Source organism: Streptomyces sp. NBC_01335, assembly GCF_035953295.1.
GTDB lineage: Bacteria > Actinomycetota > Actinomycetes > Streptomycetales > Streptomycetaceae > Streptomyces.
Genome location: NZ_CP108370.1, coordinates 2,358,655 through 2,373,478 on the forward strand (window position 1 = coordinate 2,358,655; position 14,824 = coordinate 2,373,478).

At 71.4% G+C, this 14,824-nt stretch carries 13 protein-coding genes; 8 read left to right on the plus strand and 5 right to left on the minus strand.

The window, feature by feature from the left end:
* The first annotated feature begins 4 nt into the window (after positions 1-4).
* The 5 genes from OG599_RS10080 to OG599_RS10100 all read left to right on the plus strand — a co-directional run bounded on the left by OG599_RS10080 (position 5) and on the right by OG599_RS10100 (position 5,194).
* Positions 5-760: a PIG-L deacetylase family protein gene (locus OG599_RS10080; RefSeq protein ID WP_327175630.1), complete on the plus strand. Its 756-nt coding sequence runs from the start codon at positions 5-7 to the stop codon at positions 758-760.
* Positions 760-1,455 carry a 4-carboxy-4-hydroxy-2-oxoadipate aldolase/oxaloacetate decarboxylase gene (locus OG599_RS10085; protein ID WP_327175631.1) on the plus strand — a complete coding sequence of 232 codons (696 nt, stop codon included), beginning with the start codon at positions 760-762 and terminating at the stop codon, positions 1,453-1,455. Before OG599_RS10080 ends, OG599_RS10085 begins: the two co-directional genes overlap by 1 nt.
* Positions 1,452-2,561, plus strand: coding sequence for a 4-oxalomesaconate tautomerase (locus OG599_RS10090; protein ID WP_327175632.1), 1,110 nt, complete (start codon positions 1,452-1,454; stop codon positions 2,559-2,561). Before OG599_RS10085 ends, OG599_RS10090 begins: the two co-directional genes overlap by 4 nt.
* The gene (locus OG599_RS10095) at positions 2,558-3,511 is read left to right on the plus strand and encodes a VOC family protein (RefSeq protein WP_327175633.1); all 954 of its coding nucleotides are present in this window, start codon (positions 2,558-2,560) and stop codon (positions 3,509-3,511) included. Before OG599_RS10090 ends, OG599_RS10095 begins: the two co-directional genes overlap by 4 nt.
* Positions 3,512-3,877: 366 nt before the next feature.
* Positions 3,878-5,194, plus strand: a complete 1,317-nt coding sequence (locus OG599_RS10100) for an MFS transporter (RefSeq protein WP_327175634.1) — start codon at positions 3,878-3,880, stop codon at positions 5,192-5,194.
* A 139-nt stretch (positions 5,195-5,333) separates the two neighbouring features.
* Here the strand turns inward: OG599_RS10100 and OG599_RS35435 are convergent, their stop codons facing one another.
* The 3 genes from OG599_RS35435 to OG599_RS10110 form a co-directional block, all read right to left on the minus strand.
* Complete coding sequence (locus OG599_RS35435; RefSeq protein WP_442809408.1) at positions 5,334-5,513, minus strand: type II toxin-antitoxin system VapB family antitoxin; 180 nt, start codon at positions 5,511-5,513, stop codon at positions 5,334-5,336.
* Between the two features lie 64 nt (positions 5,514-5,577).
* Complete coding sequence (locus OG599_RS10105; RefSeq protein WP_327175635.1) at positions 5,578-6,915, minus strand: amidohydrolase; 1,338 nt, start codon at positions 6,913-6,915, stop codon at positions 5,578-5,580.
* Positions 6,916-6,945: 30 nt separating this feature from the next.
* The gene (locus tag OG599_RS10110; RefSeq protein WP_327175636.1) at positions 6,946-8,784 is read right to left on the minus strand and encodes a glycoside hydrolase family 3 protein; all 1,839 of its coding nucleotides are present in this window, start codon (positions 8,782-8,784) and stop codon (positions 6,946-6,948) included.
* 129 nt (positions 8,785-8,913) lie between these two features.
* Between OG599_RS10110 and OG599_RS10115 the strand changes: the two genes are divergently transcribed.
* Positions 8,914-9,609, plus strand: a complete 696-nt coding sequence (locus OG599_RS10115; protein WP_327175637.1) for a TetR/AcrR family transcriptional regulator — start codon at positions 8,914-8,916, stop codon at positions 9,607-9,609.
* A 45-nt stretch (positions 9,610-9,654) separates the two neighbouring features.
* On the opposite strand, the gene OG599_RS10120 is transcribed toward OG599_RS10115, so the two are convergent.
* Both OG599_RS10120 and OG599_RS10125 read right to left on the minus strand, forming a co-directional pair.
* The gene (locus OG599_RS10120) at positions 9,655-11,085 is read right to left on the minus strand and encodes an MFS transporter (RefSeq protein ID WP_327175638.1); all 1,431 of its coding nucleotides are present in this window, start codon (positions 11,083-11,085) and stop codon (positions 9,655-9,657) included.
* A 144-nt stretch (positions 11,086-11,229) separates the two neighbouring features.
* Positions 11,230-12,144 carry a LysR family transcriptional regulator gene (locus tag OG599_RS10125; protein ID WP_327175639.1) on the minus strand — a complete coding sequence of 305 codons (915 nt, stop codon included), beginning with the start codon at positions 12,142-12,144 and terminating at the stop codon, positions 11,230-11,232.
* A 133-nt stretch (positions 12,145-12,277) separates the two neighbouring features.
* Between OG599_RS10125 and mdcA the strand changes: the two genes are divergently transcribed.
* Both mdcA and OG599_RS10135 read left to right on the plus strand, forming a co-directional pair.
* Positions 12,278-13,951 (plus strand): malonate decarboxylase subunit alpha, encoded by a 1,674-nt coding sequence (mdcA, locus tag OG599_RS10130; protein ID WP_327175640.1) that lies wholly within the window; start codon positions 12,278-12,280, stop codon positions 13,949-13,951.
* Positions 13,951-14,820 (plus strand): triphosphoribosyl-dephospho-CoA synthase, encoded by an 870-nt coding sequence (locus tag OG599_RS10135; RefSeq protein WP_327175641.1) that lies wholly within the window; start codon positions 13,951-13,953, stop codon positions 14,818-14,820. The genes mdcA and OG599_RS10135 overlap by 1 nt, the downstream gene beginning before the upstream one ends.
* The last annotated feature ends 4 nt before the right edge of the window (positions 14,821-14,824 follow it).

Sequence of the window (14,824 nt, forward strand, 5' to 3'; positions counted from 1 at the left end):
CAGCATGACCGACGCCACCGGCGCGCCCGCCGTCACCACTCGATCGACACTGGTCGTCACCGCCCATGCCGGGGACTTCGTGTGGCGCGCCGGCGGTGCCGTCGCGCTGGCCGCCGCGCGCGGCGAGAAGGTCACCATCGCGTGCCTGACCTTCGGCGAGCGCGGCGAGTCCGCCAAGGCCTGGCGGGAGGGTAAGAAGCTCGACGAGATCAAGGCGCTCCGTCGCGACGAGGCCGAACGCGCCGCGGCCGCGCTCGGCGCCGACGTCCGCTTCTTCGACGCCGGCGACTACCCGCTGGTGGCCACCGCCGAACTGACCGACAGGCTCGTCGCGGTCTACCGCGAGACGCAGCCGGACGTCGTCCTCACGCACCCGGTCGAGGATCCGTACAACGGAGACCACCCGGCCGCCAACCGCATGGCCCTGGAGGCCCGTGTCCTCGCCCAAGCCATCGGCTACCCGGGCGAGGGGGAGATCATCGGCGCCCCGCCCGTCTTCTACTTCGAGCCGCACCAGCCCGAGATGAGCGGCTTCCGGCCCGAGGTCCTGCTCGACATCACCGAGGTCTGGGACACCAAGCGCAAGGCCATGGAGTGCCTGGGCGCGCAAGCGCACCTGTGGGACTACTACACCGATCTCGCCGTACGCCGCGGAGTCCAGCTCAAGCGGAACGCGGGCCCGAACCTGGGACTCGCCCACAAGACCATGGCCGAGGCCTACATGCGCCCCTACCCGCAGATCGCGAAGGAGCTCGCCTGATGCCCGGCGTGATCGTCACCGGCCCGCCCAAGGCCGAGGCGGAGGACGTCGAGGCGCTCGCCGGCTACGGAACCGCCACGGTCGGCGAGGCGATGGGCCGCACCGGCTTCCTCGGCACCCACCTGCGGCCGGTCCAGAGGGACGTACGCGTCGCGGGTACCGCCGTCACGGTGCTGTGCTGGCCCGGCGACAACCTCATGATCCACGCGGCGGTCGAGCAGTGCGGCGAGGGCGACATCCTCGTCGTCACCACCACCTCGCCCTGCACGGACGGCCTGTTCGGCGAGTTGTTCGCGACGGCCCTGAAGCGGCGCGGTGTGCGCGGCGTGGTCATGAACACCGGTATCCGGGACACCGCCGAGCTGCGCGCGATGGGCTTCCCCGCCTGGTCGGCCGCCGTCAGTCCGCAGGGCTCGGTCAAGGCGACCGGCGGCAGCGTCAACGTACCGATCGTGATCGGCGGCCAGGTGATCCGACCCGGCGATGTGATCGTCGCCGACGACGACGGCGTGGTGGTCGTCGAGCGCGAGCACGCCCGGCGGACCGCCGAGGCGTCCGAGGCGCGCGAACAGAAGGAGGCCGGGGCCCGCGCCGCCTTCCAGGAGGGTCAACTCGGCCTGGACCGCTACGGTTTGCGGGAGACGCTCCGGCGCCTCGGCGTCGAGTACCGCACCTACGGGGAGTACACCTCGTGACGGGGGCCGAGGGCGTCCGCTGCATGCTGATGCGGGGCGGCACCTCCAAGGGCGCCTACTTCCTGGCCGGCGACCTGCCCGCGGACCCCGCCGCCCGGGACGAGCTGTTGCTGCGGATCATGGGCAGCCCGGACCCGCGCCAGATCGACGGCCTCGGCGGCGCCCATCCGCTCACCAGCAAGGTGGCCGTGGTCTCGGCCTCCGACGCACCCGAGGCCGACGTCGACTACCTGTTCCTCCAAGTCGGCGTGGACGAGGCGCAGGTGTCGGACCGTCAGAACTGTGGCAACCTGCTCGCCGGAGTCGGTCCGTTCGCCGTCGAACGCGGTCTGGTCGCCCCGGGCGACGGCGTGACCTCCGTCCGGGTCCGCATGCTGAACTCCGGCGACCTCGCCACGGCGACGTTCCCGACGCCCGGCGGCCACGTGGAGTACGGGGGCGACACGGAGATATCCGGAGTGCCCGGGAGCGCGGCCGCCGTCGTCATCGAGTTCCCCCCGGGCGCGGGGGCGTTGCTGCCCACGGGGAACGTGCGCGACACCGTGGCCGGCACCGAGGTCACCTGCGTGGACAACGGCATGCCGACCGTCCTCGTACCCGCCGAGGCCCTCGGCGTCACCGGCTACGAGGACCCCGCGGAGCTGGAGGCGGACGAGAGGCTCGCCGGGCGCCTTTGTGCCATCCGGCTGGCGGCGGGTGAGGCGATGGGACTCGGCGACGTCTCCGCCGCCACGGTGCCCAAGCTGACACTGCTGGCCCCGCCGCTCCACGGGGGCGCGGTCACCACCCGTACGTTCATCCCGGTCCGCTGCCATACCGCGATCGGCGTCCTCGGCGCCGCGAGCGTGGCGGCGGGACTGCTCGTCGGGGGAAGCGTCGCGCAGGGCATCGCGAACCCCCCGGCGCGGGGCGGACGACTCCGTATCGAGCATCCCAGCGGATTCACAGACATCGAGAGCAGTCTGGACCGCACTTCCGACAACCGGCCCCGGGCCCACCGCACCGCGGTGGTCCGCACGGCACGCAAGATCTTCGACGGCACCGTCTTCCCCAGGTCGACCGGGACGGCGCCGCCGAACGCACACCTGACAGGAGATCGAGCATGACTCCGCCGCTCGGCGACATCGCACACATCGGCCACGTCCAGTTGTTCACCCCGGACCTGGACGCCTCGGTCGCCTTCTTCACCGACTTCCTCGGTCTCACCGTGAACGGTCAGGACGGCGACACCGTCCGCCTCCGCACCTTCGACGACTACGAGCACCACAGCCTCGTCCTCACCGCCCGCGAGCAGCCGGGCCTCGGCCGGCTCGCCCTGCGCACCTCCAGCGAGGAGGCCCTCCGGCGCCGCGTCGAGGCCATCGAGGCGGCGGGTGGCACCGGCCACTGGACCGAGGACGAACCCGGCATCGGCAGGCTCTACGTCACCACCGACCCCGACGGTCACGAGCACGCCCTGTACTGGGAGAGCGAGCACTACCGGGCCCCCGAGGCACTCAAGCCCGCCCTCAAGAACCAGCCGCAGGCGAAACCGAACCGGGGCGTCGGCGTGCGCCGCCTCGATCACATCAACTTCCTCGCGGCCGACGTCCTGGCCAACTCCGAGTTCCAGGAACACGTGCTCGGCGCGCGTCCCACCGAGCAGATCCAGCTCGACTCGGGGAAGATCGGGGCCCGTTGGCTGACCTTCACCGACAAGTCGTACGACGTCGTCTACACGTCCGACTGGACGGGCAGCGAGGGCCGGCTGCACCACATCGCCTTCGCCACCGACACCCGCGAGGACATCCTGCGCGCCGCCGATCTCGCCATCGACACGGGCGTCTTCATCGAGACCGGCCCGCACAAGCACGCCATCCAGCAGACGTTCTTCCTGTACGTCTACGAGCCCGGCGGCAACCGGATCGAGCTCTGCAACCCGCTCACCCGGCTCGTCCTCGCCCCCGACTGGCCCCTCATCACCTGGACCGAGGAGGAGCGGAAGAAGGGCCAGGCCTGGGGCCTGCAGACCATCGAGTCCTTCCACACCCACGGCACGCCCCCCGTCCAGGTCTGACCGCCCGCGCGTCCGGCCCCCCCCCTATCCGGCCCCCGCGCACCCGGCCCCGCGCCTCCGGCCCCGGGAACGCCGCGTTCCAGAGACCGCACGAAGGCTGTGCGAGTCCTGTGCGGCACCCGGGGCCCAATCGTTGCCGTAATTGTTAACAAAAGTGTTGACGTGTCGTCGGCGGCTTCTTAATGTCTAGCCACACCGAACGTCCAGCCACACCGGGCCGCCGACTCCCCCCGAAGTCCGCGGGCCTGGGCCGTGTCTGACCATCACGCTCCCTCACCGGCCGCGCGAGCCGCACCGGCCTCACCCCTTGCAGCCAGGGCCCACGGCCCCGTACCGCCCTGGCGTCCCGCACGAGAGGAAACAACGATGTCCTCCTCCGCCCCCTCCCGGCCCGCCCCGGCGACCGGGACCACGGCCGCCCGCAGAAGCCGCAACGCCGTCATCGCCCTGTGCTGGGGACTCGTCCTCCTCGACGGCATCGACACGTTCATCTACGGCTCCGTGCTTCCGAAGATGCTCGGCGGCCACAGCCTCGGGCTCACGCCCGACACCGCCGGCACGATCGGCAGTTACTCCAACTTCGGCATGCTGCTCGGCACGATCCTGTCGGGCATGGCGTCGAACTGGATCGGCCGCCGCGTCACCGTCTTCACCAGCGTGGTGATCTTCACCCTCGCCACCCTGGGCACCGGCTGGTCGCACTCCGCGGGCCAGTTCGGCGCCTTCCGCTTCGTGTGCGGGTTCGGTCTGGGCGCCCTGCTGCCGATCGCGATCTCGTACGGCATGGAGTTCACCTCCAGGGGCCGCCGCGCCCTCGCCACCGGCGTCATCATGACCGCGCACCAGACCGGTGGGGCCGTGGCCCCGCTGATCGCGCTCTGGCTGGTCGACGACCACGGCTGGCGCTCGGCCTTCTTCGTCTCCGCGATACCCGCGCTGATCCTTCTGCCGCTCGCCTTCAAGCTGCTGCCCGAGTCGCCGACCAACCTCCTCACCCGCGGCCGCCGCGCCGACGCCGAGCTCCTCGCCGCCGACTACGGCACCGAACTGCCCGAGCCCAAGGCGAGCGGCACGGACAGGCTGGACGCCCTGAAGAACCTCTTCCGCGGCGGCCAGTGGTCGACCACGCTGTGCTTCTGGCTGACGTCCTTCGCCGGCCTGCTCCTGGTCTACGGCGTCGGCCAGTGGCTGCCCAAGATCATGGTCGACCTCGGCTACGACACCGGGGACTCCCTGCTCTTCTCGACGTTCCTCAACGTCGGCGGCATCTGCGGCATGCTCATCGCCGGCCGCACCGCCGACCGGATCGGCCCCCGCAAGGTCGTCATCGCCTGGTTCGTCCTGACCGCGGTCTTCGTCTACCTCATGGGCGTCGAGATGTCGGTCGGCGTCCTGTACGCGGTGGTCTTCTTCGCCGGCCTGCTGCTCTTCTCGGGCCAGACCATGGTCTACGCGACCGTCGGCACCCACCACAACGACGAGGACCGCCCCACCGCCCTCGGCTGGGTCTCCGGCATGGGCCGCTTCGGTGCCATCTTCGGCCCGTGGATCGGCGGCGCGCTGATCTCCGCCGGCAACGCCGACATCGGCTTCGCGATGTACGCCTGCGCCGCGCTGTTCGGCGCGGTGATGATGTCCCTGGCCGCCCTCACCATCAAGGCACGTACGGCCTCGCACGCCTGAGCGACCGAAACCGTGGGCCCTCCGGCGCGGAACCGCGGCGCCGGAGGGCCCCGGTCGTCCACCGAAGCCCGTCGAGGCCGGTCGCGGCAAGACCTTGCGCACGTCGGCTCGTCCCGCCCGGCCGTTCGGGTTCGATCACTCAGGGCTCCCCGCCGGGCGTCCTTGGCCGCCGCATGCGCCGCAGCCTCGAACTCGCCCCGCGCGGCCGGCGTCCCTGCGGCCTCCACGCACTTGCCGCCACGTAGTCCCGCAGAGCCCCGTTGGCCGTCTCCTCCTTCGTCGAGACACCCATGAGCCGCGTCGCCTCGGCCACCGGCATGCTCCGCGGCCGCCACGCCACCCGAAGCACGGCGAGCGCGCGTCGTATCCATCGGTGTCCCGGCCTACAGAACCCCGCCGGAGAAGACCTCCTCGGCCGAAAGGGACTCGTGGAGCTGGACGAACTGCTCGCGCGACAGTTTGGGGCCACTGGCGTCGATGACCTCACGGGCGGTGGCGGCTCCGCCGACGAGCAGGTCGACCACCGTCATCGCCATGAACTTGGCCGGGACGATCGCCGCGGCCACCTGGTCCTTGGTGTAAAAGCCGTTGCTGTGCAGCGGGGCGTCCTGGCCCGCCGAAGCGAAGGGCTGCACGACCGGCATGACCTGCTTGAGGTCCCCCATGTCGGTTGAGCCGCCGCCACCGGCACCCGTGGTGGGGATGCGGTGGAATCCGTCTCCGGCGAGGGTCTGGGCATTGGGGACGAGTACCTCTGCCAGTGGCGCGTCGTCCACATAGGGCAGGAAGGACACGGCGGTGGAGATGTGCACGTCGGCGCCCATGGCGAGCGCTCCTCCGCGCAGCGCCCGGTCGACGAGGGCGGAGGCGCGCTTCATGCCCTCGATGGTGCGGGCCCGGATGAGCATCTCCATGTCGGTGCGGGCGGGGATGGCGGTGACGGCGTCGCCGGAGTGGGTGATGAGGTGATGGATACGCACGCCGTCGTCCTCGCGCATCATCTCCCGGTGGGCGTCGATGGCGGCGATGGCCACGGTGGCGGCCTTGTAGGCGCTGATGCCGTCCCAGGGCGCGGCCCCCGCGTGCGATGCCCGTCCGACGAAGCGGACGCGCTTGACCAGCGAGCCGTTGCCGGCGCCGCCGACCGCGACGGGCATGAACGACGGCCCGGCGTGGGTGAGCATCGCCATGTCGACGTCGTCGAAGTGCCCGGCCCGGATGAGCTCAGCCTTGCCCGCCGTGTGGTGCAGTTCGCCGGTGTCGCGCAAACCCATGCGCCAGTCGACCTCGATGCACTCCTCGGCCGGCACGGCGAAGAGGACCACGTCGCCGTCGAGTTCGCCGATGACGTCGTTCAGACCGATGCCGGCACCGACCATGGCGGCGATCTGGGCGTTGTGGCCGCACGCGTGAGCCGCGCCGGTGACCGGGTCGGCGAACGGGTGGTCAGGGATGATCAGGCTGTCGAGCTCGCCGACGACCGCGACGGTGGGGCCGGTGGCCCGCCCGCGCATCCGCGCCTTGACGCCGGTGCGGGCCAGGCCGGTCTGCGGAGCGAGGCCCAGGGCCGTGAACTGGTCGGCCACCACACCCGCGGTGCGGGTCTCCTTGTAGCCGGTCTCCGGGTGGCGCAGGATGTCGTCGCTCAAGCCGGTGATCCGATCCGCGGCGCGGTCGATGGCCGCGCAGACCCGTGCCTTGAGCTCTTCGACTGTACTCATGCGATTCCTCTCGTGATGTCGGTCGGGGGATCAGACCAGGGTGTCCGGGGTACCCGGAGTCCCCGCCCACGCCGTACCGGCCGGGATCAGGCCGTGGCCGAAGGGGTAGAGCGGGTCGGGACTGCCCTGCGGGGCGTCCGGCGCTCCACTGCGGACCTCCTCCATACTGCGCGGCAGCTGGAAGGGGAGGCGCCCTTCGGGCGCGGCCCCCTCGTGGGCGAAGAGGACATCGAGGAGGGCTTCGTCGCTGGAGCCGTAGGAGGCGACGAGGGCGGCGGCACGCTCGGCGATCTCGGGGATCACCGCCGGGCGCTCCAGGTGGACGGCCACCACCGTCGGGACGGTGGCGAGCAGCCGGAGGATCTCGTCGAGCCGGTCCTCGGGGAAGTCGAGGCGCCCGGCGTGGAAGTACTGCTCGAAGCCGCCGGGCCGCGGGTCGTACGGGGTCTCCAGGCGGATCAGGGCGAGGTCTGCCACTTGCGGGGTGTCCGTGAGGGTCGCGTACCGGGCGGCGGTCGCGCGGTCCACGCCCTCGACGTAAAGGGTGGCGCCGGGGCGGACGGGCAGGACAGCGCGCTCTCCCGCCGGGGCTTCGTTCTTCAGCAGGGTGAGGGAGCGGCGCTGTGCGCGGGCTCCGGCAGCCCGGAAGTCGGCGCGGCCCACGATCTCCTCGGCGGCGTCGGGGTCGACGTAGCGGCGCTCGTCGAACAGACCGAGCCGGAACTTCTCGGCGAGCAGCCGGCGTACGGAGGTGTCGACGCGCTCCTCGTCGACGCGTCCCTCTTCGACGAGGCGGACGACGAGTTCGGGGCGGGCCTCGCCACCGAACTGGTCGCAGCCGGCCGCGAGGATCTTCTCGACGCGCTGCGCTTCGCTCAGGTGCTCGGCGCCCCATGCACGGGCGGGCATGGGCTGGCCGAGGATCTCGGCATCGGTGACCAGGCCCCAGTCGGTGCAGACGATGCCGTCGAAACCGAGCTGTTCGCGCAACAGTCCGGTGATGATGCCCTTGTTGAAGCCGAAGGCGACCTCTTCGTATGCAGTGCCCAGCGGCATGCCGTAGTAGGGCATGACCTGGGTGGCGCCGGCGTCCAGGGCGGCGCGGAAGGGGCGCAGGTGGTAATCGAAGAAGCCGCCGGGGTAGACCTGCTCGCGACCGTAGGGGAAATGGGGGTCCTCGCCGTCGAGCTGCGGGCCGCCGCCGGGGAAGTGCTTGACCATGGCGGCGACGCTGTCCGGTCCGATCCGCTCGCCGTCGGCGACAGGGCCGCGAAGGCCCTCGATGTAGGCCGCGACCAGCCTGGAGGTGAGGTCGGCGTCCTCGCCGAAGGTGCCGCCGATGCGTGACCAGCGCGGCTCGGTCGCGAGGTCGATCTGCGGGTGCAGCGCGAGGCGCATGCCGACGGCAAGGTACTCCTGGCGGACGGTGTCGGCGTAGGCGCGTACCTCGGACTCGTCTCGCAGTGCGGCGAGGCCGAGGGACTCGGGCCACTGCGAGAACGGCCCGGCCATCATGGCCGTGCCGATGTTGTCGGTGAAGGAGTGCCGAGGGTCGGTGGAGAGCGTGACCGGGATGCCGAGGCGGGTCTCCTCGGCCAGCGCCTGCACGCGGTTGTGCCACTCGGCGAGTTCGCGGGGACCGGCTCCGCCGATGAGATTGAAGTGGGTCATGCCCAGGCCGTCGACCATCTCTCGGGCGGTCATCAGGCCCATGGCGTGCTCGCGGTCCTCGGCCAGGGTGCCGTCGGGGTTCATCGTCACCATGGTCTGGAACAGCAGGGCAGCCTTCTCCCGCAGGGTCATCCGGGAGAGCAGGTCCTCGACGCGCCGGTGCACGGGTTCTGCGGAGTTGCGGTAGAGGTCGGTCACGACGTGGCTCCTTGCCTCGGTGCCGGCTGCGGGCAGCCCGACGGAGAACTCGAATAAAAACAGAATAGGTGTTTGGGTTTTATGGGTTCACCCGGCCTCCCGGTCCGGTCAGGGGCTAGGGTCTCGATGGTGACCACCAAGCCGCCTGCACAGCCGGGCCAGAAGCGCACCCGCCGCCGAACCGGCTCGTACGCCGCCGCCGACGCCAAGCGTGCGGCGATCCTCGACGCGGCCATCCAGCGCTTCGCACAGCTCGGCTATCTGCGCTCTTCGCTCGCCCAGATCGCAGCCGACGTGGGCTCCTCGCCCGCCGGTCTGTTGCACCACTTCGGCAGCAAGGAGCGTCTGCTGCTCGCGGTCCTCGACGCTCGCTCGGACCGGGTGGTCAAACTCATCGGTGCGGACGGCAGGCCCGATACCGACGTCGATCTGGTCGAGGAGTTCCGCACACTGCTGCTCCTGCTGGAACGGAACATCGCACAGCCGGGCTTCATGCTCATGTTCAGCAAGCTCTCGGTGGAGGCTGCCGACCCCGACCACCCCGCGCACGCCTTCTTCACCGATCACTACCAGAAGAACCGCACGCAGACGGCCGACCGGCTACGGGTGGCCGAGCGTGAAGGGCGACTGCGTCCCGGCGAGAACTGGGACGCGCTGGCCCGCGAGTTCATGGCCGTCTGGGACGGCCTGCAGATCCAGTGGGCGCTCGATCCGGACCACTTCGACCTGGTGGACCCGATGCGCGGCTGGATCAATCGCTTCCTGCGCGCATACGCGGTGGACGGCCTGGATCTGGATGCGAACACCCCCGCGCCCGGCGCCTGAACGCCTGGTGCCCAACGCGGACCCCGGCGCCGCAGCGGGCCGGGGTCAGGCCTCCTGCGTCCTGGGGATGGCGAACGACACCAGCAGGGCGATCGCCGCACCGACGACCGCGCTGACGAACGCCAGTTCGTAGCCACCGTCGAGGTAGAACACGGCACCGTGCAGCACCCGGCTGTGGCCGGCCAGGGTCGCGAACATCACCGCACTGTAAACGGAGCTGAGGGTGAGGGTGAGCAGGTTCAGCATGCCGCTGCCCAGACCCTGCTCCTCGGGGGCGACCACCTGGACGATGAGGGTGGGCACGGTGGCGACCATGATGCCACCGCCGAACTGGGCCACACAGCCGGTCCAGATCAGGTCCGTCGCGTTGTGGTGGTAGACGGCCATCAGCCCATAACCGGCCATCATGAACACCAGGCCGACACGGAACAGCAGCCGGTTCGGGACACGGTCGACGAACCGGCTCAGGCCCATGCCAGTGGCGAACATGACCGCGGCGGCGGGTACGCCGATCCACGCGTTGTGCATGTTCGACCAGCCCAGGCCGGCGGAGACTCCGGGGATGTGCGGGAAGAGGGCCAGCAGGATCATGGCCGTCGGGATGGTGTAGGCCACGGACTGGGCGACGGCGCCGGAAAGAAGCACCGAGGCCACCGGACGGCGGCGCAGCACGGCCAGATCGAAGATCGGGTTGCGGCTGCGGCGCTCCACCACGAAGAAGAGGACGAACAGGACGACACCCACCGCGAACAGGCCCAGGATCGAGCCCGAGGTCCAGCCCCACTTCTGCCCGTAGCCGAGCGGGTAGAGGACCGCGACCAGGGCGAGGCCCAGCAGGATGCCGCTCAGCCAGCCGACGCCTCGGTCGTCGGGGCGCCGCGGCGTCTCCGGCACCAGCGTGGCGATGAGGGCGAACGCGGCGGCGGTACCGACGACCATGCCCCACAGCGCACCGCGGAAGCCCCAGGTGTCCACGATGCCTGCGGCCAGGAACGGCACGAACAGGGTGACCAGGGCCAGGGTGCTCGCGAGGATCGCGGTGGCGCTCTTGACCAGACGCTTGGGGAAGAGGTCGCGGACGACCGGGTAGGTCAGCGCGGCCAGGGGGGTGTAGGCGGCACCGATGGCCCGGCCGACCAGGAGCATCGGGTAGTTCACGGCCACCGCGGCGATCACGTCACCGATGATGCCCAGGCCCGTCATGGTCAGCATGACGCGTTTGGCGCCGTAGCGGGCGGCGAGCCGGATCACGAACGGCGTGATCATCGCAGCCAGCAGGCGGACGATCAGGGTGAACCAGACGATCTGCGTGGTGTGGAAGTGCTCCGCGATCCCCGTAGTGGCGTTGGCGCCCAGGACGCTGATGACGGTAATCACCTGGGTGGGCCATATCAGTGCCACCAGGATCAGGGTCAGCCGCGGGGTGAAGCGCGCAGGCGCTTCCACCCCGGCTTGCACCGGGCTGGTCGTGGTCATGATGTCCTTTCAGCGGACTGGCCGGTCAGGCGGTTGCACCACCGGTCTCGAACAGTGAGCGAAACCATAGGTTAAAAACCAATCGCCAAATAGGTTTTTATCCTTGTGATCCACGCCACACCGCGGGCCGCCGTGATGTCCGGATCAGCCGCTGATGTCCGCCCAGGCGGGGTACCGGTCACCCAGCCGTCGGGCATGTCCGACGAGTTCGGCCGCCGCCGGGCGGAGGCGGCCGGGGTGCCACACCAGACCGAATTCCCGCGAGGCCGCGGGGGTGGCGAGGGGCAGTGTCACCGTTCGCGCGTCGGCCGAGGTGTCGGCGGGGAGCACGGCCACACCCAGTCCCGCCGCCACGTAGTCGCGCAGCGTCGTCACGCTGTCGGCCTCCAAGGTGACGCGAGGCGTGAACCCTTCGGCCGCGCACAGCTCCTCGGCCACCCGCCGGGTGTCGAACCGGTGGTCGAGGGCCAGGAACGGCTCGTCGCGGACCTGGGCCAGCCGCACCGCGCCGCCCTGGGCCAGCCGGTGGCCGACCGGAACCGTCAACGTCATGGCCTGCTGCCCCAGCCGCAGCCAGTGAAGCCGCCGCGATGGTCGCGGCGTGAGCACCGCCACGTCCACGACTCCGGACTCGACTGCCTCCAGCAAGTCGCCGCCGGCCCCCTCGTGATGGGTGACCACCACGTCCGGCCTGTCCACAAGGAACGAGGCGACCAGCTCGCCGACCACCGAGGGACCGAGGGACCGCAGGAAGCCGACGCTCAATGCGGCGATCGCCTCCTGGTCCCGCACCCGTTCCACGGCCCGCTGGAGCAGCGCGGCCGCGTCCGTCGCGGCGAGCGCCAGGATCCTGCCCTCCCGGGTCAGCCGCACGCCCCGCCCGTCGGGCTCCACCAGCGCCACTCCGAGCCCGCTCCCCCAGCGGCGCAGAGCCCGGCTCAGTGTCGGCTGGCTCGTCCCGGCCTCCAGCGCGGCTCGGGTGATGTTCGGGTCGCGGGCCAGTGCCGCCAACTGCACCAGGCCGGGGGCCAGCACCTCGGCCGCCGACTTCTCATTCATTCGTGCATGGTTTCATGCCGCACCCGGTTGGCCGGCCTCGCCGTGAAGCCGATACTCGCAGCGCGTCCCACCATCACCGGACGCCGCCCGCCCGCCCTCCCGCGACCGGGCCGTCACATCACGAGAGGAGCGGGTGGTTTCTCTGAGTACGACCACCACCGCACCCGGCGTGCGCCAGCAGCGCAAGGCCGCCCGGCTCGCGGCCGCGGCGCCGTCCCTGACCGCCCGTTCCGGCAAGATCGTCGATCCCGAGCGGATCACCGCACTGCTGCAGAGCGTCCTGCTCCCCGGGGACCGGGTCGCCCTGGAGGGCGACAACCAGAAGCAGGCGGACTTCCTCTCCCGGTCGCTCGCCCGGGTCGACCCCGGCGCCGTCCACGGCCTGCATCTGCTCGTCCCCTCGCTCTCCCGTCCCGAGCACCTCGACCTGTTCGAGCTGGGCATCGCCTCCCGCGTCGACTTCGCCTTCGCCGGAGCCCAGTCGGCACGCGTCGCGGCGCTGCTGGACGAGGGCGTGCTGACCATCGGCGCGATCCACACCTACCTGGAGCTGTACGCGCGGCTGTTCGTCGACCTGGTGCCGGATGTCGCGCTCGTCGCCGCCGTGCAGGCCGACCCCGACGGCAACCTGTACACCGGCCCCAACACCGAGGACACCCCCGCGCTGATCGAAGCGGCCGCCTTCCGCGGTGGCCTGGTGATCGTGCAGGTCGACGAGGTGGTGGAACGCGGTGCACTGCCCCGTGTGGACATCCCCGGCGACTGGGTCGACCTCGTCGTCCGGGCCGACCGCCCGTGCTTCATCGAGCCGCTCTTCACCCGGGACCCACGCAAGATCACCGATGTCCACGTGCTGCTGGCGATGCTCGCCATCCGCGGCGTCTACGAACGCCACGAGGTGACCTCCCTCAATCACGGCATCGGCTTCGACACCGCCGCGATCGAACTGCTGCTGCCGACGTACGGAGAGCGGCTGGGGCTGAAGGGCCGGGTGGCCCGTAACTTCGTGCTCAACCCGCACCCCACGCTCATCCCCGCCATCGAGAGCGGCTGGGTCGAAAGCGTGACCTGCTTCGGCGGCGAGGTCGGTATGGAGGCCTACTGCGCCGCCAGGCCCGACGTCTTCGCGGTCGGCCCCGACGGCTCCCTGCGCTCCAACCGGATGACCGCGCAGAACGCCGGCCTGTACGCCACCGACATGTTCATCGGCTCCACTCTCCAGATCGACGCCGTCGGCAATTCCTCCACCGTCACCGAAGGCCGGCTGTCCGGCTTCGGCGGAGCCCCCAACCTCGGCAGCGACCCGCGCGGACGCCGGCATCCCACCCCCGCGTGGTTGGGTCTGCACACCGCCGAGGCCGGCTCCGGCGTCCTGCGCGGACGCAAGCTCGTCGTCCAGATCGCCGAAACCTACGGCGCGGGCGCGCGGCCCAGGTACACCGAACGGCTCGACGCCGTCGCCGTCGGCGAGAAGGCCGGCATGCCGCTCGCCCCGGTGATGATCTACGGAGACGACGTCACTCATGTCATCAGCGAGGACGGCATCGCCTACCTCTACCTGGCCCGTGACCTGGAGGAGCGGCGCCAGGCAGTCGCCGCGCTGGCCGGCGCCGGGCCTCTCGGCACCACCTCTACACCCGCCCAGCGCGAACGACTGCGCCGCGACGGAGTGCTCGCCCTGCCCGAGGACCTCGGCGTGCGCCGCACCGACGCCCGCCGCTCGATGCTCGCAGCGCGCAGCATCGAGGACCTGGTGACCTGGTCCGGTGGACTGTACGACCCGCCGTCACGCTTCCGGAGCTGGTGATGGCGACCCTCACCACCACCCCCGTCTGCGCGCCCCCGCGCAGCGGCGCCGCGCTGGCCGCGGCAGCCGTGGGCGCCCTGCTCTCCGAGGCGGCCCTCACCCCCAAGCCCGGGCTGGTCGACCTGCGCGGCAAAGGCGCCCACGCGGACATGGACGTCGCCCTCATGACCGCCTCCGCGCTGGCGCTGCGCGACACGTTCACACGCCTCGCCGCCACCGGCGCCGCCGGACACCACGACGCCCGGCTCCGTGCGGATCTGGCGCGGATCGGCCGCGACGGGGAGGTGGCGATGATGCGCGCCACCGGCGGCGTCAACACTCACCGCGGCGCGATCTGGGCTCTGGGCCTGACCGTCGCCGCTGTCGCCGCCCTCCCGCACGCCGACACGGCGGCCGTCCTGCGCAAGGCGGCCGGCGTCGCCGCCCACCCCGACCCCGCCGCACCGCCCGTACGCACCAAGGGTGCCGCGGCCCGCGCCACCTACCGGGTTGCCGGAGCCGTCGGCGCGGCCCGCGCGGGCTTCCCCGGCGCCGCACGGGCTCTGCGGGTACTGCGCCGGTGCCGGGCCTCAGGGGAGGACGAGACCTCGGCCCGCCTGAACGCCCTGCTCGCCTGTATGACCACCCTCGACGACACCTGCCTGCTCGCCAGGGGAGGCCCGCGCGCACTGCGACTCGCACAGGACGGCGCCGCCGAGGTGCTGCGGCTCGGCGGCGCGGGCACCCCGGCCGGCGCCGCGGCCCTGACCTCGTTGGACGCGGGCCTGCTGCGGCTCGGCCTCTCGCCCGGCGGCAGCGCGGACATGCTCGCGCTCGCCCTCCTCCTGGACGCCACCCATTCCGACGACCCCGACGCGACGAGGTGCTGAGCGC